The 26,393-nt window shown below is 65.4% G+C and carries 28 protein-coding genes; 12 read left to right on the top strand and 16 right to left on the bottom strand.

Annotated features, from left to right (window positions below; genetic code table 11):
* Positions 1 to 41 precede the first annotated feature (41 nt).
* From MJO58_RS06935 to MJO58_RS06920, 4 genes are read left to right on the top strand one after another with little or no spacing between them, the layout of a single operon-like run.
* Positions 42 to 758, top strand: coding sequence for a glycosyltransferase family 2 protein (locus tag MJO58_RS06935; RefSeq protein ID WP_239722390.1), 717 nt, complete (start codon positions 42 to 44; stop codon positions 756 to 758).
* The gene (locus MJO58_RS06930) at positions 755 to 1,696 is read left to right on the top strand and encodes an acyl-CoA dehydrogenase family protein (RefSeq protein ID WP_090600842.1); all 942 of its coding nucleotides are present in this window, start codon (positions 755 to 757) and stop codon (positions 1,694 to 1,696) included. The genes MJO58_RS06935 and MJO58_RS06930 overlap by 4 nt, the downstream gene beginning before the upstream one ends.
* Positions 1,697 to 1,703: 7 nt before the next feature.
* The gene (locus tag MJO58_RS06925) at positions 1,704 to 2,474 is read left to right on the top strand and encodes a PIG-L deacetylase family protein (protein WP_239722389.1); all 771 of its coding nucleotides are present in this window, start codon (positions 1,704 to 1,706) and stop codon (positions 2,472 to 2,474) included.
* A 32-nt stretch (positions 2,475 to 2,506) separates the two neighbouring features.
* On the top strand, positions 2,507 to 3,097 hold the full coding sequence (locus MJO58_RS06920; protein ID WP_239722388.1) for an SAM-dependent methyltransferase: 591 nt from the start codon (positions 2,507 to 2,509) through the stop codon (positions 3,095 to 3,097).
* A gap of 308 nt (positions 3,098 to 3,405) precedes the next feature.
* On the opposite strand, the gene mbp1 is transcribed toward MJO58_RS06920, so the two are convergent.
* Complete coding sequence (mbp1, locus tag MJO58_RS06915) at positions 3,406 to 3,642, bottom strand: microaggregate-binding protein 1 (RefSeq protein WP_090600839.1); 237 nt, start codon at positions 3,640 to 3,642, stop codon at positions 3,406 to 3,408.
* 501 nt (positions 3,643 to 4,143) lie between these two features.
* Here mbp1 and MJO58_RS06910 point away from each other — a divergent pair.
* A complete protein-coding gene (locus tag MJO58_RS06910) occupies positions 4,144 to 5,937 on the top strand; it encodes a thiamine pyrophosphate-requiring protein (RefSeq protein WP_239722387.1) in 1,794 nt (597 codons plus the stop codon).
* 3 nt (positions 5,938 to 5,940) lie between these two features.
* Here MJO58_RS06910 and MJO58_RS06905 read toward each other — a convergent pair whose 3' ends face one another.
* Positions 5,941 to 6,192: a hypothetical protein gene (locus MJO58_RS06905; protein ID WP_239722386.1), complete on the bottom strand. Its 252-nt coding sequence runs from the start codon at positions 6,190 to 6,192 to the stop codon at positions 5,941 to 5,943.
* A gap of 127 nt (positions 6,193 to 6,319) precedes the next feature.
* A complete protein-coding gene (locus tag MJO58_RS06900; protein WP_090608548.1) occupies positions 6,320 to 6,880 on the bottom strand; it encodes a hemerythrin domain-containing protein in 561 nt (186 codons plus the stop codon).
* Positions 6,881 to 7,009: 129 nt separating this feature from the next.
* On the opposite strand from MJO58_RS06900, the gene MJO58_RS06895 reads away from it, so the two are divergent.
* The 3 genes from MJO58_RS06895 to MJO58_RS06885 all read left to right on the top strand — a co-directional run bounded on the left by MJO58_RS06895 (position 7,010) and on the right by MJO58_RS06885 (position 9,283).
* Positions 7,010 to 7,171, top strand: coding sequence for a lipocalin-like domain-containing protein (locus MJO58_RS06895; protein WP_239722385.1), 162 nt, complete (start codon positions 7,010 to 7,012; stop codon positions 7,169 to 7,171).
* 232 nt (positions 7,172 to 7,403) lie between these two features.
* The gene (locus MJO58_RS06890) at positions 7,404 to 8,273 is read left to right on the top strand and encodes a sensor domain-containing protein (protein WP_420845323.1); all 870 of its coding nucleotides are present in this window, start codon (positions 7,404 to 7,406) and stop codon (positions 8,271 to 8,273) included.
* Between the two features lie 38 nt (positions 8,274 to 8,311).
* Positions 8,312 to 9,283, top strand: coding sequence for an aldo/keto reductase (locus MJO58_RS06885; RefSeq protein ID WP_239722384.1), 972 nt, complete (start codon positions 8,312 to 8,314; stop codon positions 9,281 to 9,283).
* A gap of 1 nt (position 9,284) precedes the next feature.
* Here MJO58_RS06885 and MJO58_RS06880 read toward each other — a convergent pair whose 3' ends face one another.
* The 5 genes from MJO58_RS06880 to MJO58_RS06860 all read right to left on the bottom strand — a co-directional run bounded on the left by MJO58_RS06880 (position 9,285) and on the right by MJO58_RS06860 (position 17,504).
* Positions 9,285 to 10,052, bottom strand: coding sequence for an SDR family oxidoreductase (locus MJO58_RS06880; protein ID WP_239723180.1), 768 nt, complete (start codon positions 10,050 to 10,052; stop codon positions 9,285 to 9,287).
* Positions 10,053 to 10,189: 137 nt separating this feature from the next.
* Positions 10,190 to 11,989 carry a sensor domain-containing diguanylate cyclase gene (locus tag MJO58_RS06875; protein WP_239722383.1) on the bottom strand — a complete coding sequence of 600 codons (1,800 nt, stop codon included), beginning with the start codon at positions 11,987 to 11,989 and terminating at the stop codon, positions 10,190 to 10,192.
* A gap of 145 nt (positions 11,990 to 12,134) precedes the next feature.
* Positions 12,135 to 13,895, bottom strand: a complete 1,761-nt coding sequence (locus MJO58_RS06870) for a diguanylate cyclase domain-containing protein (protein ID WP_239722382.1) — start codon at positions 13,893 to 13,895, stop codon at positions 12,135 to 12,137.
* A 175-nt stretch (positions 13,896 to 14,070) separates the two neighbouring features.
* Positions 14,071 to 16,221 (bottom strand): glycogen debranching protein GlgX, encoded by a 2,151-nt coding sequence (gene glgX / locus MJO58_RS06865; protein WP_239722381.1) that lies wholly within the window; start codon positions 16,219 to 16,221, stop codon positions 14,071 to 14,073.
* Positions 16,222 to 16,301: 80 nt separating this feature from the next.
* The gene (locus MJO58_RS06860) at positions 16,302 to 17,504 is read right to left on the bottom strand and encodes a zinc-dependent alcohol dehydrogenase (RefSeq protein ID WP_239722380.1); all 1,203 of its coding nucleotides are present in this window, start codon (positions 17,502 to 17,504) and stop codon (positions 16,302 to 16,304) included.
* 78 nt (positions 17,505 to 17,582) lie between these two features.
* Between MJO58_RS06860 and MJO58_RS06855 the strand changes: the two genes are divergently transcribed.
* The gene (locus MJO58_RS06855) at positions 17,583 to 18,740 is read left to right on the top strand and encodes an NAD(P)/FAD-dependent oxidoreductase (protein ID WP_239722379.1); all 1,158 of its coding nucleotides are present in this window, start codon (positions 17,583 to 17,585) and stop codon (positions 18,738 to 18,740) included.
* On the opposite strand, the gene MJO58_RS06850 is transcribed toward MJO58_RS06855, so the two are convergent.
* Positions 18,737 to 19,450 (bottom strand): GAF and ANTAR domain-containing protein, encoded by a 714-nt coding sequence (locus tag MJO58_RS06850; protein WP_239722378.1) that lies wholly within the window; start codon positions 19,448 to 19,450, stop codon positions 18,737 to 18,739. The two genes, MJO58_RS06855 and MJO58_RS06850, sit on opposite strands and share 4 nt — an antisense overlap.
* A gap of 249 nt (positions 19,451 to 19,699) precedes the next feature.
* On the opposite strand from MJO58_RS06850, the gene MJO58_RS06845 reads away from it, so the two are divergent.
* Complete coding sequence (locus MJO58_RS06845; protein WP_175364367.1) at positions 19,700 to 20,032, top strand: hypothetical protein; 333 nt, start codon at positions 19,700 to 19,702, stop codon at positions 20,030 to 20,032.
* Positions 20,033 to 20,146: 114 nt separating this feature from the next.
* Here the strand turns inward: MJO58_RS06845 and MJO58_RS06840 are convergent, their stop codons facing one another.
* Complete coding sequence (locus MJO58_RS06840) at positions 20,147 to 20,506, bottom strand: MerR family transcriptional regulator (RefSeq protein WP_090600828.1); 360 nt, start codon at positions 20,504 to 20,506, stop codon at positions 20,147 to 20,149.
* A gap of 143 nt (positions 20,507 to 20,649) precedes the next feature.
* Between MJO58_RS06840 and MJO58_RS06835 the strand changes: the two genes are divergently transcribed.
* The gene (locus MJO58_RS06835; protein ID WP_090600827.1) at positions 20,650 to 21,087 is read left to right on the top strand and encodes an Hsp20/alpha crystallin family protein; all 438 of its coding nucleotides are present in this window, start codon (positions 20,650 to 20,652) and stop codon (positions 21,085 to 21,087) included.
* A gap of 243 nt (positions 21,088 to 21,330) precedes the next feature.
* Positions 21,331 to 22,017 (top strand): PAS and ANTAR domain-containing protein, encoded by a 687-nt coding sequence (locus MJO58_RS06830; RefSeq protein WP_090600826.1) that lies wholly within the window; start codon positions 21,331 to 21,333, stop codon positions 22,015 to 22,017.
* Between the two features lie 27 nt (positions 22,018 to 22,044).
* Here MJO58_RS06830 and MJO58_RS06825 read toward each other — a convergent pair whose 3' ends face one another.
* From MJO58_RS06825 to MJO58_RS06800, 6 genes are all read right to left on the bottom strand, one after another.
* Complete coding sequence (locus MJO58_RS06825) at positions 22,045 to 22,272, bottom strand: deoxyribodipyrimidine photolyase (protein WP_090608540.1); 228 nt, start codon at positions 22,270 to 22,272, stop codon at positions 22,045 to 22,047.
* 134 nt (positions 22,273 to 22,406) lie between these two features.
* Positions 22,407 to 22,835 (bottom strand): pyridoxamine 5'-phosphate oxidase family protein, encoded by a 429-nt coding sequence (locus tag MJO58_RS06820; RefSeq protein ID WP_239722376.1) that lies wholly within the window; start codon positions 22,833 to 22,835, stop codon positions 22,407 to 22,409.
* 37 nt (positions 22,836 to 22,872) lie between these two features.
* Positions 22,873 to 23,010, bottom strand: a complete 138-nt coding sequence (locus MJO58_RS06815) for an MFS transporter small subunit (RefSeq protein ID WP_175364366.1) — start codon at positions 23,008 to 23,010, stop codon at positions 22,873 to 22,875.
* Positions 23,007 to 24,389 carry an L-lactate MFS transporter gene (locus tag MJO58_RS06810; RefSeq protein WP_239722375.1) on the bottom strand — a complete coding sequence of 461 codons (1,383 nt, stop codon included), beginning with the start codon at positions 24,387 to 24,389 and terminating at the stop codon, positions 23,007 to 23,009. Before MJO58_RS06810 ends, MJO58_RS06815 begins: the two co-directional genes overlap by 4 nt.
* Before the next feature lie 215 nt (positions 24,390 to 24,604).
* Positions 24,605 to 25,261, bottom strand: a complete 657-nt coding sequence (locus MJO58_RS06805) for a class I SAM-dependent methyltransferase (protein ID WP_090600823.1) — start codon at positions 25,259 to 25,261, stop codon at positions 24,605 to 24,607.
* An 81-nt stretch (positions 25,262 to 25,342) separates the two neighbouring features.
* Positions 25,343 to 26,389, bottom strand: a complete 1,047-nt coding sequence (locus tag MJO58_RS06800) for an alpha/beta fold hydrolase (protein WP_239722374.1) — start codon at positions 26,387 to 26,389, stop codon at positions 25,343 to 25,345.
* Positions 26,390 to 26,393 lie beyond the last annotated feature (4 nt).

Raw genomic sequence — 26,393 nt, 5'->3', positions numbered from 1 at the left:
TCATCTGTTTAAACACTGGTGAATTGGGCAATCGTTTGGGTATGTCCGTGCCATCGCTGCGCGTCTACGACCGGGTCGTCGTGGTGGTCCCCGCTCACAACGAAAGGGCGCGCCTCCCGGCGTGTCTGCGTGCGGTGCTGACCAGTGCGTTGTGCGTACCGGTTCCGGTCTCGACAGTCGTGGTTCTGGACGCCAGCAACGACGACAGTGCGAAGCTGGCCGGCGAGTACGGGCCCGATGTGCACTTTGTGAGCGTCGACGCCCACAACGTGGGCGCCGCGCGGGCGGCTGGTTTCGGCTATGGCCGCTCGCTGTCTGGCGACGACGACGAGTGCTGGTACGCCACCACCGACGCGGATAGCCGAGTCGACCCGGGGTGGCTGATCCATCAGCTCGAACTCGGCGCGGACATGGTTCTGGGCGTCGTGCGTGTCACCGACTGGCGCCAGCATTCGCCCGACGTCGCGCGGCGGCATGCGCAAGCCTACGAGACTGATCAGAACGGCCAGCACGACCATGTTCACGGCGCCAACATGGGTTTCAGTGCCCGCGCGTACTGGCGGGTCGGCGGCTTTCGCGCGCTGTCCTTTGGGGAGGACGTCGACCTGGTCGAGCGATTCGAGGCTGCCGGCTATCGCATTCATCGCGATGCCGATTTGTCGGTCGTCACCTCGGCGCGAACCCGGGCTCGAGCGCCGCGCGGATTCGCCTACGACTTAAGACAATTGGGGAAAACGGCGGCGGGTGATCACGGGTGACGGCGGGTTTGATCAAGCACTGGCTGGAGACCGGACGGCTCGAACTACCGCTGCCCGCGTCGGGACGTACGTTGGAACGCTGGCAACGTCTGGCCCTACTGGCCGAAGAAGACGTCGTGGCGGCCAGAATTGTCGAGGCCCACGTCGATGCCGTCGCCATCCTCGACGAATTAGGCGGCAAGCCACCAGAACTCGGTCAGTTGTGGGGGGTATGGGCGGCCGAATCGCCCGATGCGGTGGTGACGGCCACCGACATCAAGGGGGCGTTCACCCTCAACGGCACCAAGGTGTGGTGCTCGGGGGCCGGATTCTGCACCCATGCCTTGGTGACCGCCCGGCTGGACGATGGCCAGCGTGGTCTCTTTGCGGTCGCGGTCGTCGACCCCGCAGTCAAGGCGTTGCCGTCCACGTGGTGGAACGCCGGGATGGCCGGAAGCGACACCCGGCCAGTGCAGTTCACCAATGCTCAAGCCGTCGCAATCGGCGATCCCGGTGACTATCTCAGCCGGCCCGGATTTTGGCACGGCGCCATCGGCGTGGCCGCGTGCTGGCTCGGCGGTGCGCGCAGGGTTGCCGAGCCGTTATATCGCTGCGCTGCAAGCGAATCCGCGGACGCATATTCACTGGCGCACCTGGGCGCGGTCGACGCCGCGGTCGCAGCCGGCGAGGCGATGCTGAGCACCGCGGCAGCTCAGGTTGATGCCGACCCGTTTGACCGGTCGGGCACCGCCGAGCTGCTTGCGCGCCGGGTACGGGCGGTCGTCGAACACGCCGCCGACGAGGCGATCACCCGCACCGGCCGCGCGTTGGGACCCGGTCCCCTGTGCCAGGACGGCCGCCATGCCCAGCGGGTGGCCGACTTGAGTATCTACATCCGGCAGAGCCATGCCGAGCGGGATCTGGCCGCGCTCGGGGGGCTTGCGGGCCAGCGGCGCTGAGGGCGACGTGGAAACGCTATCGACTAGCAACTGTGCCAGGTTTGCGGCCAAGCCGCTAACCCACAGCGGGACACCGGCGCCGGTATGGCTGGCCGCCCTCAACGACGATCCCCTGCCGCCGCTGGATCTCACCGACTGCCCGGGCCTCGTCGTCGTCGCACCCCACCCCGACGACGAGACACTCGGCCTGGGGGCCACGATCGCCCAGCTGGCCGCATCGGGTGTCGACGTCCTGGTCGTGTGCGTCAGTGACGGCGGTGCGGCCCAGCCCGGGGCGACGCCACTGGACCGGACCCGTATGGCGGCCACGCGCCAGCACGAATTGCGCAGAGCAACAGGCATTTTGAGAGCTCCCAGCCCGGTGTCGTTGGGCTTGCCGGACGGGCAGCTGACCGACTACGAGGACAAGCTCACCGATGTGCTCGCCGAGATCCTCGACCGTTCCGACGTGCGACCCTGGTGCGCCGCCACCTGGAGAGGTGACGGACATCCCGATCACGAGGCGGCCGGACGCGCCGCCGCCACGGCCTGCGCACGCACCGACGCCGTGCTGTTGGAGTACCCCATTTGGATGTGGCATTGGGCCACTCCCCGCGATCCTGCGGTGCCCTGGGATCGCGCCCATTCATTACCCGCGGCAGATTGGGCAGTTCTGCGCAAACGCCTTGCCGCGCAATGCTTTCGCAGCCAATTCGAGTCGAGCGCCGACTCACCGCCGGTGCTGCCGACCTACGTACTGCCGCGGCTGATGGCAGTGGGAGAGGTGACGTTCCGCTGAGCGCACGATTACCCGACGCCTATTTCGACCAGATGTATGCCGACGGCGACGACCCATGGCAGTTGTCGACGCGATGGTACGAGCAGCGCAAATACCAAATCACGTTGGCCATGCTGCCCAATCGCCACTATCGGCATGCGTTCGAGCCCGGCTGTTCGATCGGCACCCTGACCGCGCAGCTGGCGCAGCGTTGTGATCGCGTGACCGCAGTGGATGTGGTCGACGCGGCGGTGCGTAGCGCCGACATGCGGCTGCGGCAAGCCGGCTGCCGGGATCGGGTGACGCTGAGCCAGTCTTCGATCGATGTTTCGTGGCCGTCCGGCCCCTTCGATCTGCTCGTGCTCAGCGAAATCGCGTACTACCTCGAGGCGCAGACCCTCGCCGCGGTGTTGGCCCGGGGATGCACTCGGCTACAAGCCGGCGCGAATGTTGTTGCCGCACACTGGCGCCACCCCGTGGCCGACTATCCGCTCACCGGTGACGCGGCCCACGACATCATTGCGCGCACCCCAGGCCTGACATCGCTGGGCCGTTACCAGGACCGCGACGTCATCATCGAGGTCTTCGACACCGGCGACGGCCGCTCGGTGGCTGCGCGCGAAAAGGTCCCCGGAGCCTACTAGCGGGAAATCGAAAGCCAAAAGCCCTATGCGCGTGGCGACGTTCATCATCCAGCACGGCCGCACCGTGGGCGACGGGGTGGACCCGCAGCGGTAGCCACATACCTCCGCGCGGCGGGGGTAGCCGACTCGCAAAAACGCGACAATGCGCGATACGCGGCCAACGGGGTCCACGATCTGCAACCTCACTGTCCCACCGCGGGTGGGATGTCCGCGGTCCCTGCAGGAATAACTGTCGTCTGGGTTTGAAACCTTGCGGCAGCAGAAGGGGCCGGCACAACAGCGGGCCGGCCCCATGCACACCTCGAAAGTTACTGATGCGATTTCTGGCGCTCTTCGGCTGCTTTCGCACCACCACGCGCAGCCTCGGCTTCGGCTTCCTTCTTCGCGGCGTCGCGCTGTGCATCGGCCTTGTCCTGCTGGGCCTTGCCCTCTTCCACGACGTCGTCACGGCCGATCAGCGATCCGCCGACCTCTTTGGCCTTCCCCTTTATGCCCTCGACGGCTCCCTTGATGCCCTCTTCCGCGCCGCTGTTCTGCTCACCCATGCTCGATCTCCCTCTGGTTGTTGACCTTGCGATCGTCTGACCGCGAACCGGATTGGTCGACTCTGAGCTGCGACCGGCGTAGACAAATCGCCTGCCACGTCGATCAATTCGTTCGCATATAAGGGCTTCCCTCGATGCGGCCGCCTAAAACGGGTACCCGCAATCCCACGCAGTCTCGCCTGGTCAACGGCTGCTACGGCGCGGCTCTCGGTCAGACTCCCGCCCGGTCACTGGAATCCAGAGTCCTCGCCTGACCGATTTTGCGACAGTCACAGGTTGCAACTACGCATAACCGGAACCATTGCGGGTACCACGACGCTCACGACTTCGGCGCCCACGGCATTTGCGACCGGGTGAGGCGTCGAAGCCGTCGGCTGCGGGCTTGTCACACCAGGGCGTTTCTCGGCGGCGTGCCACGCCGCCGCGCTCACGGTGACGGCCGGAGTTGGCTGCGGCGGGTGCAGTGATGGTATCGAACTGTTGCCTCTAGGAAGGAAACGAATGTCCAAGCAAGAGGTGAGTGACTACCTGCTGGAGCGACTGCGCGCCTGGGGTGTCCAACATGTTTTCGGCTATCCCGGCGACGGCATCAACGGAATCCTTGCCGCGTGGGGGCGCGCCGACAACGAACCCAAGTTCGTTCAGTCGCGTCACGAGGAGATGAGTGCCTTCGAGGCGGTCGGCTACGCCAAGTTCACCGGACGGGTCGGGGTCTGCATAGGCACCTCGGGGCCCGGCGCGATCCACTTGCTCAATGGTCTCTACGACGCCAAGCTCGACCACGTTCCGGTGGTGGCGATCGTCGGACAAACCAACCGAAGCGCCATGGGCGGGTCATACCAGCAAGAGGTCGATCTGCTGAGCCTGTTCAAAGACGTCGCCAGTGACTACGTCCAAATGGTCACCGTCCCAGAACAATTGCCTAATGTGCTGGACCGCGCCATCCGGGTGGCGATAGCTCAGCGCACCCCGACCGCACTGATCATCCCGGCCGATGTCCAAGAGCTGCCGTATTCGGCGCCTACCCACGCCTTCAAAATGGTGCCGTCCAGCCTTGGTGTCGAGTGGCCGACCATCTGTGCCGACGACGCCGCGGTCGCGCGTGCGGCCGAGATACTCAACGCGGGCACGAAAGTTGCCATGTTGGTGGGTACCGGCGCGCGGGGTGCCCGCGCTGAGCTCACCGAGGTCGCCGAGCTGCTCGGCGCCGGCGCGGCCAAGGCACTCCTGGGCAAGGACGTACTATCCGACGAATTGCCCTGGGTTACAGGATCTATCGGCCTGCTCGGGACACGGCCCAGCTACGAGTTGATGCGCGACTGCGACACCCTGCTGACCGTGGGGTCCAGCTTTCCCTACACCCAGTTCATGCCGGAGTTCGGGCAATGCCGGGCGGTCCAGATCGACGTCGACGGCCGGTTAATCGGAATGCGCTATCCCTATGAGGTCAATGTGGTCGCCGACGCAAAGTCCGCACTGCAGGCCCTGATTCCCCGGCTGAAGCGCAAGGAAGACCGGTCCTGGCGCGAAGGCATCGAAAAGAACGTGTCGCGATGGTGGGAAACCATGGACAAGGAGGCGCACGTCAGCGCCCACCCGATCAACCCGCTAAGGCTATTCGCCGAGCTTTCCCCGCAGCTGCCCGACGACGCGATCGTGACCGCGGATTCCGGTTCGGCCGCCAACTGGTACGCACGAAATCTGAAGTTCCGCGGAAATATTCGCGGGTCACTTTCCGGGAACCTGGCGACGATGGGTCCCGGCGTCCCCTATGCGATCGGCGCGAAATTCGCGCACCCGCAACGGCCTGTGATCGCATTCGCCGGCGACGGCGCAATGCAGATGAACGGCATGGCCGAGCTGATCACGATCAAGCGGTACTGGCAGGAGTGGGAGGACCCGCGTCTGATCGTGGCGGTCCTGCACAACAACGACCTCAACCAGGTCACCTGGGAAATGCGTGCGATGGGCGGAGCTCCGAAATTCGCGGAATCCCAAGTACTTCCCGATGTCGACTTTGCGGCCTTCGCGTCCGGGCTCGGACTCAACGCGTTGGCGATCAAGGATCCCGAAGAACTCGCGAACGCCTGGCGTCAGGCCCTGTCGGCCGACCGCCCCACCGTGCTCGACGTGTACACCGACCCGGACATGCCGCCGATCCCGCCACACGCCACGTGGGAACAGTTCAAGGCGACCGCCGCCGCAGTGCTGGCCGGCGACGAGGACCGCATCGGGTTCGTCAAGGAGGGCCTGAAAACCAAGTTCCAGGAGTTCTTACCGCACAAGAACAATTGACTTTCACCACCCCGATCCACCCAACGACGAGCGCCGCGTCAGCTTGCGGCGGTCATACCGGCTTCCCGCGCGCAACGCAGTCGTCAACGAACGCGCCCGGTAGGCGACGTCATGGTGATCACTGCAGTCCCGGAGAACAGCCGACGGATGCACGGTCGCCACGACGGCCGGGCCGAACGCGAGCAGCCACGGCCGGGATGCGACGACCTCGGTGCGGATGGGCTCCTGAATGGATCCGTCGTGCGAAAAGTGCATACCCCTCGCATCTTTCGGCCGCGGCTGCCAACAAGCGAAGTGAACGCTGCTTGGGCAGGTATCACCGGGCACTCGCCGTTGCTGTGGTCATGATCGTGTCCAGCGACGAGAAAAACAGGCCGAACGGTCAGCCCTTGCCCATAATGGCGTCGCGAGCCCGATCCAGCATCGCCGCGAACGGGCCGGCGACCAGATTGGCAATTTGTGACTCGACTCCGGCGTGCGGCCGAGTCGGCGCTATCGCTTCCGCAAGCTTGGCGGCGCGGCCCATGGTTTCAAGCTCGTGGGTGCTCAATTCCTCCCCCAGCCGGGCGAACTCGTCCCTCTCTTCGTGTTCGGCGTGGTCGAGGACCGCGTCACGAAGCTCCGTCAGCAGCCGGGTGAATTCCTCGCTGTCGACGTCGAGCTTCTCCAGCTGCTGCAGGACGATCTTGGCATCGTGCTCTTCCTCCAGCCGCTGCCCCACCACCGCGGCGCCGTTGGCGATCTTTCGCTTGGCGCGAGGATGAACGATTTCTTCCTCGACGGTTTCGTGCACGGCGAGCAAGCGCCGCAGATCGACGAAATTCTGCTCACGTGTTTCACCCTTCGCTGCAAGCGTTTTGGCGAAGAGCGACTTGATCTGCTCGTGCTGACTGGAAAGAAAGTCGACCACGTCAGTGGGCGACACGATGGCACTGTCAGCCATGGTGATGTCCTCCCGAATTAGTCCGGTTGTCACGCGCGGGCTGTTGCGCGCTCCCAGTCGGCTACCCAGCGACACAGCCACCAAACGTGCTGCCCGGTCGGGCCAGGTTGTCGACACATGGTGAGACTGATGCGCGCCGATCGAACGCCCTTCGATCGCGACGATCCGCACAACGCCCTCGACGACGAGTTCGCCGCGGCGGCGGCTGGATATATGAGCTATGCCGGCCCATTCTCCGTTGTCGACGACGGCCTGATCGTTAAGGCCGAGCTGGTGTGGCGCCGCAGCTGACGGCAGAACTACCGATGGCCTAGGTCCCGGTACTACAGTCTGGGCAGGATCCCAGACTAAGGAGGCCGCGACGAACCCTCAGGATCCGTTCGGACACAATCCCTTTAGCCCCGTTAGCCCGGAGTCCCTTACCTACGACCCGCTGGGCCGTGTCCCGTACGCGCCGCCGCCGGTCGGGCCGCCGGTCTTCTTGCCGCCGGCCCCGCCCCCGCCCGTCAACACCTTCGCGACGTTGTCGCTGGTGTTCGCGTTCGTGTTTGCCCCCGTCGGAGCACTTCTCGGACATCTCGGCCTCGCGCAGATCCGGCGCACCGGCGAGCTCGGACGCGACCGGGCACTTGTTGGGTTGTCCCTGTCGTACGCGTTCATCACGCTGACCGTCGTCGCGCTGCTCGGGTGGGCCACGTTGTCCACGCTGTCCGTCTCGCGCCCCCAACCGACCGCGGCGCCGGCTATCACGGCCACCCCCAGCACTACCACCGAGCCACCGCCGTCACCCAAGGTGGCGCCGGATGACGTCATCAGGATGCTGCCGAAGCTGGATGCCCTGAAAAGCCTTACCAACGACCAGAACCTGGAGGCCGGCCAAACTTGGGATCGGCCAAGCAAGAGCGATACGGACGCGACGATCGATCGGCCGCAGTGCTGGGGAAGCGTCATGCCTGGCGCCCCGGAGGCCTACGACCTCAAGACCATGCTGCGGTATCGCGCGGAGGCATTCTCCGATACGCAAACCCTGTTGAAGTCGATCCAGGTGATCCAGGCGGTCATGGCGTTTCGCGATTCGCCGACCGCGCAAACGCAAGTCACGAAGCTGGTCGACGGCTGGCGCGACTGCGGCGGGGCACCCGTGACACTGACCGCCCGCGGCGGGCCAACGTACACGTTGTCGCTCAGCCCGCCCGCCGATGCCGGCAACGGCATCACCACGATGGATCTGGCACCCAAGGGCCTGAAGGTGCGATTTGTTCGGGCCGCGGCGGCCAAAGCCAACGTCGTGGTCGACCTGTACGTCGTCAGCCTCGGCACGACCGATGCCAGCGGGCCTCGCCAAACGGCCGTGAGCATCGTCAACTACATCCTCAACAAGATCCCCGACTGACCACGACGTGTGACCACCCCGCCCAGTACGGTGAGCACATGAAATATCTCGATGTCGACGGAGTGGGGCAGGTCAGCCGGATCGGGTTGGGCACCTGGCAGTTCGGCTCACGCGAATGGGGTTACGGGGATGAGTACGCCGCCGGCGCCGCCCACGACATCGTGCAGCGTGCCCGCGCGATGGGCGTGACGCTGTTCGATACCGCCGAGGTCTACGGGCTGGGCAAGAGCGAGCGGATCCTCGGCGAGGCACTCGGCGACGAGCGTGCCGAGGTTGCGGTGGCCAGCAAGATCATGCCGGTCGCACCCTTCCCCGCGGTGATCAAGCAGCGCGAGCGCGCCAGCGCGCGGCGGCTGCAACTGGACCGTATCCCGCTTTACCAGATCCATCAGTCCAACCCGGTGGTCCCCGACTCGGTGATCATGCCGGGCATGCGTGACCTCATCGACAGCGGTGACATCGGCGCGGCCGGCGTCTCGAACTATTCGCTGGAGCGCTGGCTTAAAGCCGATGCCGCGCTGGGCCGTCCGGTCGTCAGCAATCAAGTCCACTTCTCGCTCGCCTTCCCCAAGGCGCTTAAGAAGCTGGTGCCGTTCGCCGAACGAGAGAACCGCGTCGTGATCGCCTACAGCCCGCTGGAGCAGGGGCTGCTGGGCGGCAAGTACAACGTCGACAATCGTCCCGGCGGCGTCCGTGCGATCAACGCATTGTTCGGTACCGAAAACCTGCGGCGCCTCGAGCCATTGCTGCAGTTGTTGCGCGATGTCGCGAAGGAAGTCGACGCCAAGCCGGCCCAGGTCGCGCTGGCCTGGCTGATCAGCTATCCCGGCGTGGTCGCCATTCCCGGCGCATCAAGCGTCGAGCAACTCGAGTTCAACGTGGCGGCGGCCGATATCGAGCTGCCCATCGCGTCTCGCGACGCGCTGACCGAGGCGGCCCTCGCGTTCCGGCCGGTGTCGCCGGTTCGTTTCATCACCGATCTGGTGCGCGAAAAACTCACCGGTCGCTGAGCTAGGACGGATTGGCCTCGGCGAACGCGGCGGGGCTCGACGGTGCGCCACGGGCCACGACCAGCGGCATCGACGTCGAGGAATTGGTGCGAAGGATCGTGTGGACCACGTCGATCAGGTCCTCGACGGGCATCAACTTGCCCGGCATGCAGCCGCGCGAAACCCAGAGCGGATAGGCCTGCATGGTCAGGTCCATGTCCCAGCCGGCGTTCATCCCGGTCGCCGCTTCACCCTCGCCGCCGGCGCACTCCCCCACGATCAGGTTGGTGAAGCCGACGTCGGGGTGTTCGGATCGCCACGCCTCGACGAGTCGTTCCAGGGCGGCCTTGCTGACGCCGTAGGCGCCGAGCCCAGGCCACGGCGGACCGTACGGGCCCGCGTCCGAGGAGAGGTAGACCACCTTGCCCGCCGATGCGGTCAGGTGGGTCATCGCCGCCGCGGTCACCAGCGACGCCCCGACCACGTTGGTGTCGAAGATCCGGCGCCACGTCTCGGCGTCGGTGTCGACCATGCGGACCAGCGGACTAATGGCGGGGGTGTAGACGATGTTGTCAATGCCGCCGAACGCCTCGGCGACCTCGCCGATGGCCGACCGGCACGACGCCTCATCGGTGCTGTCGCACTCGACGGCGACCGCGGCCGGTCCGGCTTCCTTGGCCGCCGACTCGATGCGCTCTTTTCGGCGGGCCAACAGCGCGACCCGATCACCGCGCTGGGCCAGCCCGATTCCGATACAGCGCCCGAGGCCACTCGATGCACCAACCACCACTGTCCGTGACATATTTGCCCTCTCCTGTAACGAGCACGCTGCAGCACAGCGTATCCATCAGGAATGGGGCAGGCGACGATGGGCGGACCATCGGCGCACGCCAGCCGCAAAAAGCCATGCGCGCCTTGAGAATTGACTTACGATGACGCCCGGCGCGCCCGGCGCAAGGACCGTTCCACGGAAAATCGGGCGACGGCATGCGTGTCGCCCGGCTTCTCCTGGTACATCGCCGCGTCCGCGCGGCCCATGACCGAGGAAACCGGCTCGCCGGGAAGGGCGATCGTCGAACCAATGCTCAGCGTCGCTCGAATCGCGTTTCCGGCAACGTCGATCGGTTCGGCGGTATTGCGGCGAATCTTCTCGGCGATCTCGGCGAGCTCGTCGATGCCGTGGATGTCGGGAGCCACGATGAGTATCTCGTCGCCGCCGGTTCGCCCGACCGAGTCCTGCCGGCGGACGCTTTCGCCGATCCGCGCCGCCAGGGTGGCAAGGAAAATATCGCCGACGCCGTGTCCCCAGGTGTCGTTGATGTCCTTGAAGTGGTCGACGTCGCAGAACAGGACGCCGACGAACGTTCCGGTCGGCAGCGGTTGCGCGAGCGCCGCCTCGAGGCGTGCCATGATCTCGGCCCGGTTCGCCAGCCCGGTGAGGGTGTCGAAGTGGGCCAGCCGCTCAAGTCGCCGCTCCGCTTCCACCTGGTCATCGGCGAGGCGCAGCGCCGCGATCGCCCCATCGGTGTTGCCGTCGGCGTCGACGTACGGTTTGGCATGGCCGTCGACCCAGCGGTAGCCGGAGTCGACGGAAAGGATCCGGAATCGCTGGACGACGGATTCGCCGTCGGCGATCCGCCGCAGCGCGGTCAGGACGGTATCGACGTCGTCGTCGTGGATGCGGCCGCTGAAACCGGCGCCCAGCCATCGCTGCGGCGGGCCACCCAGCGCGGCCACCACGGACGGCGAGACCCACGCGACCTCGCGGCCCCGCAGGTGAACGATGATGTCCACGGCGTTGTCGGCCAGGATCCGGTAGCGGTTTTCGGCGTCCGTGCGCAGCTTGCCGACCAACTCTTTTTGAATAAGTTCTTTCTGCTCACGCTGGCTCAGGTAAAACGTGACCGCACCTACGACGACCGTCCCCGTCACGATCGACAGGGTCCACTCCGTGTGCTCCCCGCGCAGGCCGACCGCCACGAAGGCCGCCCTGGATAGCGCGACGACGAGCGGGAAAGCGGCCAGGACGCCCACCAATCGGACCAATGAGCGCCAGTCGGGCCGGCCGACCAGCAAGGCGAGCGGCGGCCGGTCGGGCCGCGCCAGTGATGCCGCAACGACCACGAGAAGCAGGGTCGAGGCGGTCGCCATCGCTTGACCGGTTGACGTCGACACACCCACGAGAGCCAGCGCGTCGAACAGATAGGCCGCGACAGTGACCAGCGGTATGGCGGCACCCGCGGCCATGCACACAGGCCAGAGCAGGCGGACGCCCCGATCCAGGCGGACCAGCGCAACCGTGGCGGCGACGAACAGCAGGGACACGGCCGTTTGCGGGCTCGGACGCCCTGGCCAGGACGATTGCCGCAGCCGCACAGCATCGCCGAACAACGCCTGGTCCAAGCCGAACGACCTGCCGGTCGCGAACTCCGCAAGCACGACGAGGCCGAAAATGACCACCGCGACAGCCAGGCAGCGTCCCGTCCACACCCGCGCGCGCGACGGTTGCCCAGATTGCAGCAATGCCGAGACCCCCAACGCGGCGAGGCACAACGCGGTCCAGGGCGTCATCACCGGCCACGTCGGATAGAGCCGAGTCAACAGTTCGACACCAGTAGTCCAGCCCACCCACGCAACGGTGGCTACGGCGATGACGAATACCAGGATCCCCCGGGCAAACCGCGGCAGCGCGGTTTCCAGACGCGTGTCGGTACCGGATACGTGCATCGGCACCCTCCACCCAGCCGGCGTCTGGCCGCTTGTCCACAATGACGCCCAGGCTTGTGCAGCATAGTCATTGTGCACACAAAGGCGGCCGATGTCGTCGGATCGACACAAGCGCTCGCGCGCGGCGCATGTTGACCGAGATCGCCTAATTGCAAATCACGGCGTTGGCGCGGCCGGACTTCGCCCGATACATGGCCGCGTCCGCGCGGGCAGTGATGGAGGCAACGGGCTCACCCGGGACGGCGATGGTGGCTCCGATGCTCATGGTCGCGTGAATGGTGGTGGCAGATACGCGAATCGGTTGGGCGACGCGGAAACGGATCTTTTCGGCGATTCCGGCAAGCTCGTCACTGCCGTGGATGTCGGGCAGGATGACAAGCATCTCGTCACCCCCCGTCCGCCCAACTGTGTCCCCGCTGCGGACGCTTCCGCTGATTCGGGATGCCAGCGTTGCCAGGACCTGGTCGCCGATGCCGTGACCCCACGTGTCATTGATTTCCTTGAAGCGGTCGACGTCGCAGAACAGGACCCCGACGTACGTTCCGGGTGGTCGCGGCTGATCCACCGCGGACTTGAGTCGACCGAGGGCTTCGGCCCGGTTGACCAAGCCCGTGAGGGTGTCGAACCTGGCCAGGCGTTCAAGACGTTGCTCCGTCTCGACCTGATCGTCGACGGTGCGCAGCGCCGCGATCAGCCCATCGGCGTTCCCGTCGGCGTCGACATACGGCTTTGCGTGGCCGTCCACCCAGTGATAGGTGCCGTCGGCGGAGCGGACCCGAAACCGTTGGATGACCGATTCGCCGTTACCGATCCTTTGTAGGGCGGCTGCCAGCGCGGCGCGGTCGTCCACGTGGATCAAACGCCTGAAGTTTGAACCGGTCCAGTGCTGCAGCGGTCCGCCCAGCACGGCTTCCACGGATGGCGAGATCCACGCGACCTCGCCGCCGCGGAAGTGGACGATGACGTCGACGGCGTTGGCCGCGAGGATCTGATAACGCATCTCAGCGTCGGCGCGTTGCTTGCTGAGGATCTCCTTTGCTATCAGCAGTTCGTGCTCACGCTGGGTGAAGAAGAACGTCACCGCCCCGACAATGACGGTGCCCAACAAGATCGAGAAGGTCCACTCCGTGTGCTCGCCGATCCCCAACCCCAGGAGCGCCGGCCGCGACAACGCCACGACAACCGGAAAACCGGCGAGGATCGCGGCCAGCCGGAGTAGCGACGACCGGTCGGACCGGCCAAGCAACCAGGCGACCGGAACCCGGTCGGGACGCGCCAGCAACGCCGCGGCGGCGAGCAGCAAGAGTGCCAGCGCCGTCATAAACGCCTGGCCGGTCGAAGGCGAGGAGCCCACCAGCGCCAAAGCGTCGAACAGGTAGGCCCCGACCGTGACGAACGGGATCGCCGCACCGGCCGCGGTGCACGCGGGCCAGGCCACGCGGGTTCGCCGATCGAAACGGATCAGGACGACGGCGCCGGACAGCAGCAGGGCGGACACCGCCGTCTGCGGGCTGGGCCGCCCTGGCTTGGTCCATTGCGAGGTTCGTAGCGCGTCGGCGAACCACACCCGGTCCAGGCCGGGCAGCACACCGGTCGCGTACTGCACGAGGGTGATGCCGGCAAGGGCAGCCACCAGCAGGGCCAAGCCACGCCCGGCCCACACCCGCTTCCGCGATGGGGCACCCGACTGCGCCAAGATCGCCGCACCCAGCGACACCAGCCACACCGCCGTCCACGGCATCATCTGCGGCCAGGTCGGATAGATCCGGGTCAACCGGTCGCTGCCAGTCGTCCAGCCCACCCAGACCAACGCGGCGATGGCAAACACCACCACCAACGCGATCCGTCGACACCAGGCCACGTCATTCAGCCACGCGTCGGGGCTCTCCGCCTCCATCGGCTCCATCGGCTGCCCCGTTGCTTCCCGAACAGCGCCGGATCGCAAGTCCTGAGTCGACGCCACCCAAATTTGCTGGTGTCGACATTGTGCGCGGACATGCAGCCGATGTCACTGGGCACAAAGTAACCAATCGCCGGGCGAAAGGGAGCCGATCTACGGTCAGACCGCGACGCGAGGCTCGTCAGCCACTGGAGACGGCCTGCAGCACGACGGCGCTGTGCGCATCGACGACGAGCGTCCCGCCGCCGGGCACCTCGTCGGCGGGCGTTTCCTCCTCCGGTCCGGTGAACACCACCAGCTGCCAGGAAGCGCCGAATTCCTTTGGCGGCAGCGTGAATTCGATGGGCTCGTAGTGGGCGTTGAAACACAGTAGGAACGAGTCGTCGAGCACCCGCTGTCCGCGTGCGTCGCGGTCGGGGATGCCGTGCCCGTTGAGGAACACGGCGACAGACTTGGAAAAGCCCGCTCCCCAGTCCTCGTCGGTCATCTCCGAGCCGTCCGGTGCGAACCAGGAGATGTCGGGCAGTCCATCCTGCCCGCGCCGGCCGACGGGCTTGCCGGAAAAGAAGCGTCGCCGCCGGAACACCGGGTGGTCCGCACGCAGACCCGAGACCTTGCGGGTGAATTCCAGCAGGTCGGTGTCGGCCTGCGACCAGTCGATCCAGGTGAGCTCGCTGTCCTGGCAGTAGCCGTTGTTGTTGCCGTTCTGCGTGCGTCCGAGCTCGTCGCCGTGGCAGATCATCGGAACGCCCTGCGACAGCAGCAGCGTGGTCAGGAAGTTGCGCTGTTGGCGGGCGCGCAGTGCGTTGATCTCGGCGTCGTCGGTGGGCCCTTCGGCGCCGCAATTCCAGGAGCGGTTGTGGCTTTCGCCGTCGTTGTTGTCCTCGCCGTTGGCCTCGTTGTGCTTCTCGTTGTAGGACACCAGATCGCGCAGCGTGAACCCGTCGTGGGCGATGACGAAGTTGATCGACGCCACCGGCCGGCGCCCGGTGTGTTCGTAGAGATCGGCCGACCCCGACAGTCGATAGGCGAACTCGTCGAGCGTGGCGGGCTCGCCGCGCCAGAAGTCGCGGACGGTGTCGCGGTACTTGCCGTTCCACTCCGTCCACTGCGGCGGGAAGCCACCCACCTGGTAGCCGCCCGGCCCGACGTCCCACGGTTCGGCGATGAGCTTGACCTGGCTGACGATCGGATCCTGTTGCACGAGTTCGAAGAAGGCCGCCAGCCGGTCGACGTCGTAGAACTCCCGGGCCAGCGTCGAGGCCAGGTCGAAGCGGAAGCCGTCGACATGCATTTCGGTCACCCAATACCGCAGCGAGTCCATGATCAGCTGCAGCGCATGCGGATGCCCGACGTTGAGGCTGTTTCCCGTTCCCGTGTAGTCCATGTAGTACTGCTTGTCGTCATCGACCAGCCGGTAGTACGCCGGGTTGTCGATACCGCGCATCGACAGCGTGGGTCCCATGTGATTGCCCTCGGCTGTGTGGTTGTAGACGACGTCGAGGATCACCTCGATGCCCGCCTCGTGCAGTGCGCGCACCATTGCCTTGAACTCCTGCACCTGTCCCCCCGGTGAGGTGCCGCTGGAGTACTTGAAGTCGGGGGCAAAGAACCCAATCGTGTTGTAGCCCCAGTAATTCGACAGATTCCGCTCGACCAGGGTGGAGTCGTTGGCGAAGTGGTGCACCGGCATCAGCTCGATCGCGGTGACGCCCATGCTCTTGAGGTGATCGATGATTACCGGGTGGGCCACCGCGGTGTAGGTGCCGCGCATCTGCTCGGGGATGCCCGGATGCGTCTGGGTCAGACCCTTGACGTGGGCCTCGTAAATCACCGAGTCGGCGTATTCGTGTCCTGGCGGGCGGTCGGTGCCCCAGTCGAAGTAGGGGTTGATCACCACCGACTTGGGCATGCTGGCCGCCGAGTCGTCGTCGTTGCGGCTGTCCGGGTCGCCGAAGTTGTAGCTGAACAGCGACTGGTTCCAGTCGAAGGTGCCGTCGATGGCCTTCGCATAGGGATCGAGCAGCAGCTTGTTGGGGTTGCACCGTAACCCCTCCTCCGGTTCGTACGGGCCGTGCACGCGGTAGCCGTAGCGCTGTCCGGGCTCGATGCTCGGGATGTAACCGTGCCAGACGAAGTAGTCGACCTCGGGCAGAGTGATCCGCGTCTCGGTGCCGTCGGCGTCGAACAGGCACAACTCCACCCGTTCGGCCACCTCGCTGAACAACGTGAAGTTGGTCCCCGCGCCGTCGTAGGTGGCGCCCAAGGGGTAAGCCTTGCCCGGCCACAGTTCACCGGTCGGCGTCGGAAAAGGCGCGTCTGCGTTGGTCATGCGCCACTTGATACCCGACTGCGGCACCAGCCAAACCCGCAGGTGAAATGCCTTGGCGGACAGCGCTTTCAGGAGACCTTTCAGGAAGCCTTAGCGGTCTGCCCGGGCTTCAGGATCACCTTGACGGCTCCATCCTGCTTCTTCTGGAAGATCTCGTAGGCGTGCGGCGCCTCGTCGAGCGGCAGCACGTGAGTGGCGAACTCGTCGACGCCGAGCGGGTCGGCGTCGGTCAGTAGCGGCATGATGTCGTCGACCCATCTCTTCACGTTGGCCTGCCCCATGCGCAGCGTCACCTGCTTGTCGAAGAGCGTGAGCATCGGAAGAGGATCGGCCATTCCGCCATAGACGCCGATCAGCGAGATCGTCCCGCCGCGGCGGACGATGTCGATGGCCGAATACAGCGCACTGAGCCGGTCCACACCGGCGGTCTGCATGAAGCGCTTGGCGATCACATCCGGCAGCACCGTGGTCGCCTGTTGGGCGAACTTGGCCGCCGGCGAACCGTGCGCCTCCATGCCCACCGCCTCGATCACCGAATCGGCTCCACGGCCGTCGGTCAGGTCGCGGATCGCGTCACCCAACGAAGCGTCCAGGTGGCCGAGGTCGATGGTGCGAATCCCCCGCTTTGCGGCGCGGGCCAGGCGTTCGGCCACCAAATCCACCGCGACGACGCGGTATCCGAGATGATCGGCGATGCGGGCGGCCATGTCACCGATCGGCCCCAGCCCCAGCACGGCGACTGTGCCACCGTCCGGAACGTTGGCGTATTCCACCGCCTGCCACGCGGTCGGCAACACATCCGAGAGATACACGAACCGCGAATCCGGCGGTCCGACAGGGACTTTGATGTGGGTGAACTGCGCCTGCGGAACGCGCAGCAGCTCGGCCTGCCCGCCGGGTACTGAGCCGTAGAGTTCCGAGTAGCCGAAAAGCGCTGCGCCCATGCCCTGTTCGCGCACCTGGGTGGTTTCGCACTGGGTGAAGAGTTCGTGGTGGCACATGTGACAGCTGCCACAGGAGATCTGGAATGGGATCACCACCCGATCACCCACCTGCAGGTCGCCGGTTTCCGAACCGGTTTCGCGGACGATCCCCATCGGCTCGTGGCCGAGAATGTCACCCGGGTTCATGAATGCCCCGAGGATTTCGTACAGGTGCAGATCCGACCCGCAGATGTTGGTCGAGGTCACCTCGATGATGGCATCGGTGGGCTGTTCGATCTTCGGGTCGGGCACCGACTCGACACGCACGTCGCGTTTGCCCTGCCAGGTTACGGCTTTCATATACGGCGGGCTACCCGTGTCGAGGTCGTCAAAACAAACGCACCGGTTTAGCTTCTCGTGCGCGGGTATCACGCCGTAGTGGCCGAGTCGGGATTGATCGTCGTAGGCAGCGGGCCCGCAGGAGTGGCGGCGGCGCAGTCCTTCCGCGAACACAACGCCGACGTACCGGTGCGCATCTTTTCCGCCGACGCCGACCTGCCCTACGCGCGCCCACCGCTGAGCAAGGAGTACCTGCGCGGTCAGACCGACGAAGTCGCACTGCACGACGCGCGGTGGTTCGACGAGCGGAACATCGAACTCACCACCGCGGCGCGAGTCGATCGCCTGGACCTCGCCCAGCGCACGCTGCACGTCGGCGAGCAACCGCACACGTTCGACAGCTTGATCTTGGCGTGCGGCGCGGCGCCACAGGCCCCACCGGTCCCCGGCGGTCAGCGGGCGCTGCTGTTGCGCTCACTGGCGGACGCGACCGCGCTGCGCCACGCCGCGGAGGCCGCCGCCTCTGCCGTGGTGATCGGCTCCGGCTTCATCGGTTGTGAGGCGGCAGCTTCCTTGGCACTGCGTGGGGTGTCAGTGACTTTGGTTGCCCCCGAACAACTTCCGCAACAAAAACGGCTGGGAACGCAGGCCGCCGAACGCCTGCGTGATCTGGTGACGGATGCCGGGGCCCGCCATGTCGGCGGAGTCGCTGTCGAAGAAATCACCGACACCGGCGTTCGGCTGGACGATGGCGTCACCATCGACTGCGATCTCGTGCTGGCGGCGACGGGCGTCGTGCCGCAGAGCCGCATCGCCGCCGAGGCGGGATTGCAGATTCGCGACTCCCGCATCGTCGTCGACTCCGATATGCGCACAACGGCTCGCGATGTCTACGCCGCGGGGGATGTCGCATTGGCGCGCCACGAGGTCGCGGGACGCCACCTGGCCATCGAACACTGGCAGGACGCGAGCGACCAAGGCGCGATCGCGGGGGCCTGCGCAGCGGCATGGCCCACCAAATGGGTTGGTGTACCAGGGTTTTGGACTTCCGTGGGCGATGCGACCCTGAAATATCATGCCTGGGGTGACGGCTACGAGCACAGCCAGTTACGCGAGCATCCCGACGGATTCACCGTCTGGTACGCGCATGGCGACTCGGTGGTCGGGGTGCTGACCTATAACGCCGATGACGACTATGACCTCGGCGAACAGCTTATCGCCGAGCGCCGGCCGGTGCCCTTCCCCATCGAGCACTAATGCTGCCGGTGCCGGCGCTTGAGTGGATGTTCGCTTTCGATCAGTGCCTCGGCGAGATCGATCAGCTTCCTGTTGGATTCCTGCGATAGCCGAGTAAGGAGTTCGAACGCCTCGACGGCATCGATGCTGAACCGCTCCATGACCACGCCTTTGGCCTGACCGATGATGTCCCGTGATGCGAGGGCGCTGCGAAATTGGTCCGTGCGCCGCATCATCGACCACGCCAGTGCGACGTGGGTGGCGAAGATGCCGCCGAGTTCAATTGACTCCTGGGTGAATGTGTGTGGCTGCTCGGCGTATAGATTCAGCGCCGCGATCGTGCCGCCGTCGACGAACAGCTCGTAGGACAATACGGAGCGGATCGGGGTGTGCTCCAGGGCAAATTGCTGAAAACGCGGCCATCGTTCGTCAGCGCTGAGGTCCGCGACGTGCATAACGTGGTGCTCCCACGTGGCCGCGAGAAACGGCCCTTCCCGGTAGCGCTCCTGCGCGGCGTCGAGATCCGCCGCGTACTGATGCGTGGCAATCACGTTGGTGACCCCTTGGCCCGCGTCGGCGAGGGTAATTCCCGCGTATTGGCAACCGGTGACATGCTCCGCGCCGCTGTCGACGAGCTCCTGGAGCCCGGCATCGGTGTCCGTGCTCTGGCGAGCGATGCCGGCAACGAGCTCTGCCAATTGCGAGACGATCGTGTTGTTATCGTCCGGCATGTCATAACCCCCTCAAGGGAGCCGGGCCTTCCCCGTACCCCGGGGAGGGCGATCAACGTACTGACCGCGACCCGCGACCGTGGCGCTTGGGGCACCATAGGCCGCGCCTAGTTCTGTTTCACCCGTTGAGATTTTCCCCAAACCTTCGCGACGGTGGCAAATCGGAAATACCCGGTCACGAAGGCAAGTCCTGATCGCCGGGATCGGCAGCCACCCCGTTTAATCCCCTGCGCAGTCGGGCAATCGGCCATGGTGGATAGCAACAACGAAAACATGCTGGACCAGTCCGAAAGCCTCGATTCCGACCAGGTGCGCAACGACGACGGTGACGAAGTGGTAGACCCGCCCAACCGGTGGATCGCTGCCGACGATCACGAGTCACTCGACGAAAAACTCGCGGCGGAGACATCGGACAATCCCGAGAACGACCGGCCATCCGGGGAAGCGCACGACTCCGACGAGGTCGTGTTGTTCAGCGACGACGAGCTAGACAGCATCGACCCGGACGTTCACGGTCGCGAACGCGGCCAGATCGACGGCACGCCCGAGGACGGCGACTCGTTCTTCAACGTCGAGCGATGACTGCGAACTCTGTTGTGGGGCCTGGTTTTCCGCCCACTGTTTACGGCTGGGGGTTCTCGCCGGCGGTAGACCCCGCGGACCCGAGCGCACGACACATCCGTGTGGTCGCGTAGTTCACTTCTTCCTCTTGGATTTCGCGGCTCTGGCCGCGGAGCGCAAGGTGCGGTTGCTCGAGCGCAGATCTGTGTTGGCTGCGGATAGTTCCGCATTGTCGTCTTCAAGGTTGAGGATGCGCGCGATGCCGGCCAGATTAACCCCGGCGTCGACCAGCGCGCTGATGCGCCGCAGTCGTGCCAAGTCGTCGGCGCTGTACCGCCGGGTCCCGCCATCGCTGCGCGAAGGCGTGAGAAGGCCGTGGCGCTCGTAGAGCCGTAGCGACTGCACGGCGACGCCGGAAAGTTCAGCGGCGACCGAGATGCCGTACACGCCATGGTCGGGCGACGGCGTGCGGGTCTGGTCCGGGACATCGGTCATCGAGCACCTCCTCGCTTGCTCGCAGCAGAAAACCTGTTTACCACACTTGCACTGAACTTTCGATAGTGCTATATAAAACCTATGCCAGCTGGCATAGATAAGTTCAACACCATGGCAACAGATTGGAGTGTGAGATGGCTGCAATGCTGATGCGTAGCGACCCCTTCCGGGAGCTGGACCGTTTCGCCCAACAAGTACTGGGCACGGCCGCCCGCCCCGCGGTGATGCCGATGGATGCTTGGCGCGAGGGCGAGGAATTCGTCGTCGAGTTCGACCTGCCGGGAATCGACGCCGATTCGCTGGACATCGACATCGAGCGCAATGTGGTGAACGTCCGGGCCGAACGTCCGGCCCTCGATCCCAACCGGGAGATGCTCGCCACCGAGCGGCCGCGCGGCGTGTTCAGCAGACAGCTGGTGCTCGGCGACAACCTCGACACCGACAAGATCGAGGCGTCCTACACCGAAGGCGTCCTGCGACTGCGCATCCCGGTGGCCGAGAAAGCCAAGCCGCGCAAGATCAGCATCGGCCGTGGCGAGGGACGCCAGGCCATCGACCAACGGGAGGTCATCAACGCCTAGTCGACTGGTGAGGCGGGGCGGCGGCCGAGTTCCGCGACCGCCGCCGCACCCGCCGCTCGCCCACCCGCGCCGACCCTTATGTAATGATTTGACTCGCCCTCGGCGTTGAACAGCCAGCGCCATGAATATCGACGCCGTGGCCTCGCGAGTTCTCGCACCCTGCTTGCCCAATCGGGGCTGGACCGTGCGCGCTGCAGCAGTCGGCCGTACCGTTGACCTGTACCCGAGGAGACGAAGTCCGCCATGAAATGGGACCTCAACGGCCAGTCGGCCGACGTCGAACAAGCCCTGGCCGGTGGTGCGCCGCAGCGGGCAGGCTGGTTCCGGTTCTACTTCTCCGACCAGCGCTGGGAGTGGTCCGAACAGGTACAACGGTTGCACGGGTATGAGCCCGGCAGCGTGACCCCGACCACCGAGCTGGTGTTGTCGCACAAACACCCGGACGACCGCGGGCAGGTCGCGGCCACCATCGATCAGATCCTCAACACCCGTCAGGCATTCAGCACTCGGCACCGAATCATCGATACCCGCGGACAGGTGCGCCAGGTGGTGGTCGTCGGTGACCAACTGCGCGATGACCAAGGTGATGTGATCGGAACCCACGGGTTCTACGTCGACGTCTCTCCGCTGCCCGACCAGACGCGAGAAGACCTCGTCAGCGCGAAGCTGGCCGAGATCGCCGAACAGCGCGCGGGCATCGAGCAGGCCAAAGGAATGTTGATGCTGGTCTACGGCATCGGCGACGGTCCGGCCTTCGACCTGCTTAAGTGGCTATCCCAGGAGGCCAACGTCAAGCTGCGGCTGCTCGCCGAGCAGATCTGCGAAGACTTCCGCACCCTCGGTCCCCGCGTCAGCTCGCAGTCGGATTTCGACCACTTATTGCTGACCGCGCACGAGCGCGTCGACCCGGCGATTGTATGGGGACCATAAAGGGCAGGCAGCGATTTGCTGGCCGCCCTATGACTTCTTGCTCGGAATGACGATAATGACGATCAGGGTAAGGATTGAGAAGAACAGCCCGAGAAGTCCCCATCCCAACGGATTACGGCCCTTCATGGCGGCGATGAGGCCGCAAACTATTGCGGCGATCACGCTGCCGATGGCGACGAATATCCCCTTGATCCCGCGCAGAATGAACCCTGCCGCAAGCGGATCCGAACTAGCCAGAATTACCGAGTGCAACATGTCGAGGCCCTTTCCGCGTGAGAAGTCGCTACGGAATACCCTCACGAGGACTACCTAAACCAAAATCAGGCGCCGGACCGTCTTATTGCTCGCGCAACGGCGATCTTTAGCCGTTTGCCGCGGACGGCATGCGCTCAGAGCTCACCGGAGAAATCAGCGGTGATCCAGCGGTCCGGGCGCACGGTGAACAGCACGGTTTCCTGATTCTCCATGCTGCTGACGAATGCGCGCCCGCCCTCCTCGCCGAGGTAGCGGATCGCGATCTCTTCGCGCACGGCCATGGGGGTGGGCTTGGCGGTGTCGACCACGGTGCCCTCGACGACCACATATTGATACGGCGGTTCTTCGCGCTGCACGACCAGTGTCACTACCCCAGCCCGCTCGATGAGCTTGGCCTTACGAGACGACGCCCCGGTGTTGACCCGGATGTTTCCGCCCGGGACGTAGTCGTACCAAATCGGGACGCTGGCAGGTGGGCGGCCGTCGTCGGCGGCGACGGACAGCACGCCGACGTGTAGTGCTGCGAGGAACTCCTGGCGCTGGGGCACGTTGAAAGCAGTCATGGCCGGGTGAACGCGGCGGCCACAGCCGGCTATTCCCTTAGTTCGTGAACAACGCGGGAATCTTCACCACCAGCTCGTAGAGGCCGTAGGCAAATGGCACTCCCACCCACAACCAGCTGGCAACACCCAGCAGGCTGCCGCGCGGCGACGTCGCGACCGATCGGCCGACGGTCATTGTGCGACCTCTGCCGAAATGACGGACTCCGGCTTTCGCGTATCGACCGCCGACACGACGAAGCTGGGCGGCCGCGGCGTGCGAATCAGCTCGTTGCAGACCGCGCCGATCAGCAACAGGATCACCATGATCGTGAACGGCCATCTGTATCGCTCGGGACCCACCACGTGGGCGGCGATGCGATTGTCGGCGATCGCGTTGACGATCACCGGTCCGAGCACGCCCGCCGTCGACCACGCGGTCAACAGCCGGCCGTGGATCGCTCCGATCTCGAGGTAGCCGAACAGGTCACGCAGATAGGCCGGCACCGTCGCAAACCCCGCGCCGTAGAAGGACAGCAGCAGGATGCAGACCACCAGGAACAGCGGCTTGCTCGCGTTTTGCGTGACGATCAACACGGCGTACAGCGCCGCCCCGACACCGAGATAGAGCCGGTACATGTTCTTGCGACCGACCGTGTCCGAAGCCGTGGACCAGAGGATGCGTCCCAACGAGTTCGCCAGCGACAGCATCGCGACGAATCCCGCCGCGGCCGCGGTCAGCGCCGCAGGGGACGCCGCATGCGGAAAGTAGTCTCGGTAGATCGGCGCTGCCCGTTCCAGGATGCCGATACCGGCAGTGACGTTGCAGCACAACACAATCCACAGCAACCAGAATTGTGGGGTCTTGATCGCCTCGTTGGCGGTGCGATCGGGCCCAGCGGCATGCGGGAACTTCGACGCTGCCACCCTGACGACGGGCGGTTCCCATTCGTGCGGCGGGACGCGGACCAGCAGCACTCCCACCGCCATGAAGACCGCATACACTACGCCCATTACCAAGAACGTCGCAGCCAGCCCATGCCGGTCGGTACCGAACCACTTCATCAACTGCGACGACCACGGCGAGGCGATTAGCGCACCGCCGCCAAACCCCATGATGGCGAATCCTGTCGCCATTCCGGGCCGGTCGGGAAACCATTTCATCAACGTGGAAACCGGTGCAATGTAACCGATTCCGAGTCCGATCCCGCCGATGACTCCGTAGCCGAGGAGGATCAGCCACATCTGGCCGATCTCGGCGGCCATCGCCGAAACGAGCAAACCGCCGCAAAAGCAGACGGTCGCCACGAACATCGCCCAACGTGGACCTCGCCGTTCGACCGCCGTGCCGAAGACGGCTGCCGACAAGCCCAGCATGACAATGCCCAGCGTGAACGGCATCGCACTCAAAAGTCCTGATGCCCTGAGTGTTTCGTGTAGCGGAAGCTTGAATACGCTCCAGGAGTAAACGCTGCCGATCGCTAGATGTATCGAGAGCGCGGCGGGCGGAACGAGCCACCTGCTCCATCCTGGGCTGGCAACGATTCGATCGCGCGACAGCACTCCAGCAGACTCCATCGTCCTCTTTTCGCAGCGGCTCCTCGCGCATCAGAACGTCCGGCGATTTCCTGTCAGTAGCCAATTTGTAAGCAAGACAGAAATATCCGGCAGCATCTAGATGATGCGTCGTGGAGGTCCTGCCGATCAATTTCGGCAAGTCCACCCGATGCTAGCGACCGAGGTCACACGTGGACGTCGTCGAACTGTGATGAAAACGGCGGTAGTCAATGAGACTAGCGCGTTGCCCGCCCCATCAAGAGCGGATGGACGATCCGCGGCATTCCGCGCCACACAAAATCCTCTGCCGTGACCGCAAATCCGCAGGCGCGCATCAGCTCCCCGGTGGGGCGGTTGCAGCAGCATCCGCCGGCGAAGGCACGCCAGGGGCGGAACAGGTAGTCCTGCCAGGCCGCAAGCAACCGTGAATTCGCCCGAACGTGTTCGACGAACAGCAACTGCCCGCCCGGGCGCAACACGCGAGCGATCTCACGCAACGCACGTTCCGGATCCTCGACGGTGCACAGGACAAGGGTTGAGACAACGGTATCCACCGACTCGTCGGTCAGCGGTAGGCACTCTGCGGGTGCGTTGACGATCCGCGCCGGACGGGCATGCCGCTGCAACCGGCGCGCGAGCTTTCGGCGCATGGCCGGCTCGGGCTCCATGAGCACCAGATCATCGATGTCGTCGGGATAGTGCGCGATGTTCAGCCCCGTCCCCGCACCGATCTCGACGACGCGTCCCCGCGCGGCACTCACCAGCGTGCGCCGCCGGCGCCGCATCCCCGCCAGCTCGCCGGCCCACACGAACGGGTCGTACACCAGCGCCATGATCCGCAGCCAGGCCGCGGACGGCGGGCGCACTTCCAGTTCCGTAGCGGTCTGAGTCATGGCGCCTAACGTAGAAGCGGCGCCGGCGTGCGCGCATCGCCCAAGGCGGCCATCTTTGAGCAATGGCCCGTTTCGGCTACGTCAGAGAAGTCCGAGACGCGCTGCCTCGGCAACGGCGGCCGCGCGTGAGGTACGCCCAAGCTTGCGGCGGATGTTCGCGACGTGTCGGTGCACCGTATGCGGGCTCAGCACGAGCTGCTCGGCGATTTCGCGATCGTTCAGACCGCGCGCGAGGCAGGCAAGGATCTCGCGTTCACGGGCGGAGAGCAGGTCCGGCTCCGGCTCGCGCGTAGTCGGCTGCGACAGAGGTTCCAGCGGCCCCAGCGCTTCGCGACATGCGCGTGCGACGGAATCCACATCACCGTGCCAGGGGAAGTGCGCGCTCCCGGGCAGGGAGGTCAAAGCAGCCCCCGGGATCGCGGCCGCGACCTCGCGTCCGAGCCGGTGCGGCACGGCCCGATCGCCACGTCGATGGACCACCAGCGTTTCAGCGCTGACCTGAGGGAGGTAGGCCCGTACGTCGAGGCGATAGACGAGGCGCAACAACGCCGCGGCGGCCTCGGCGGTCGCGGCCTCGCGCTGCAACCGGGCAAAGCGTTCGTGCTCCGCGGATTCGGCTGCGCCGAGGAACATGTTGCTGAGCAGACGGGAGCCGAGTCCCCAATGCGCGCGAACCGCCGCGACAATCGCGTCGCCCACTTCCGCTGTGGTGATGGCCGAACCGTTGGCGTAGGACCCGTACAGTACCAACCGCTCGATCTGTTCGGGATACGTTGCGGCATAAGCGATTGCGGTGCAGCTTCCGCAGGATCCGCCCAGCAGCGATACGCGTTCGTACCCCAGCTCGTCGAGCAGCGCGCGCAGCATGGCCACTTCCCCGTCCAGGGTCAGGTCCGAATCATCGACCGTGCGGTCCGACATGCCGACGCCGAGGCGGTCGTAGCGGACCAGGGTGTATCCGTCGGCGACGACTTCCCAGAATCGCCGGAAGCCGTCGCCCTCCCAGTCGAGTTCGAGATGGCTTACCCACCATGCCGGGGCCACCAGTGGTGGACCGTCCCCGCGTACGTCGAACGCCACCCGGCGGTCGCCGACGCGCAGGAACCGGATCTCGGACTTCGCCAGCATCGCA

The organism is Mycobacterium lentiflavum (assembly GCF_022374895.2).
Taxonomy (GTDB): domain Bacteria; phylum Actinomycetota; class Actinomycetes; order Mycobacteriales; family Mycobacteriaceae; genus Mycobacterium; species Mycobacterium lentiflavum.
Note: the sequence above shows the minus strand (reverse complement) of the source record. Positions and strands in the feature narration are given on the sequence as shown.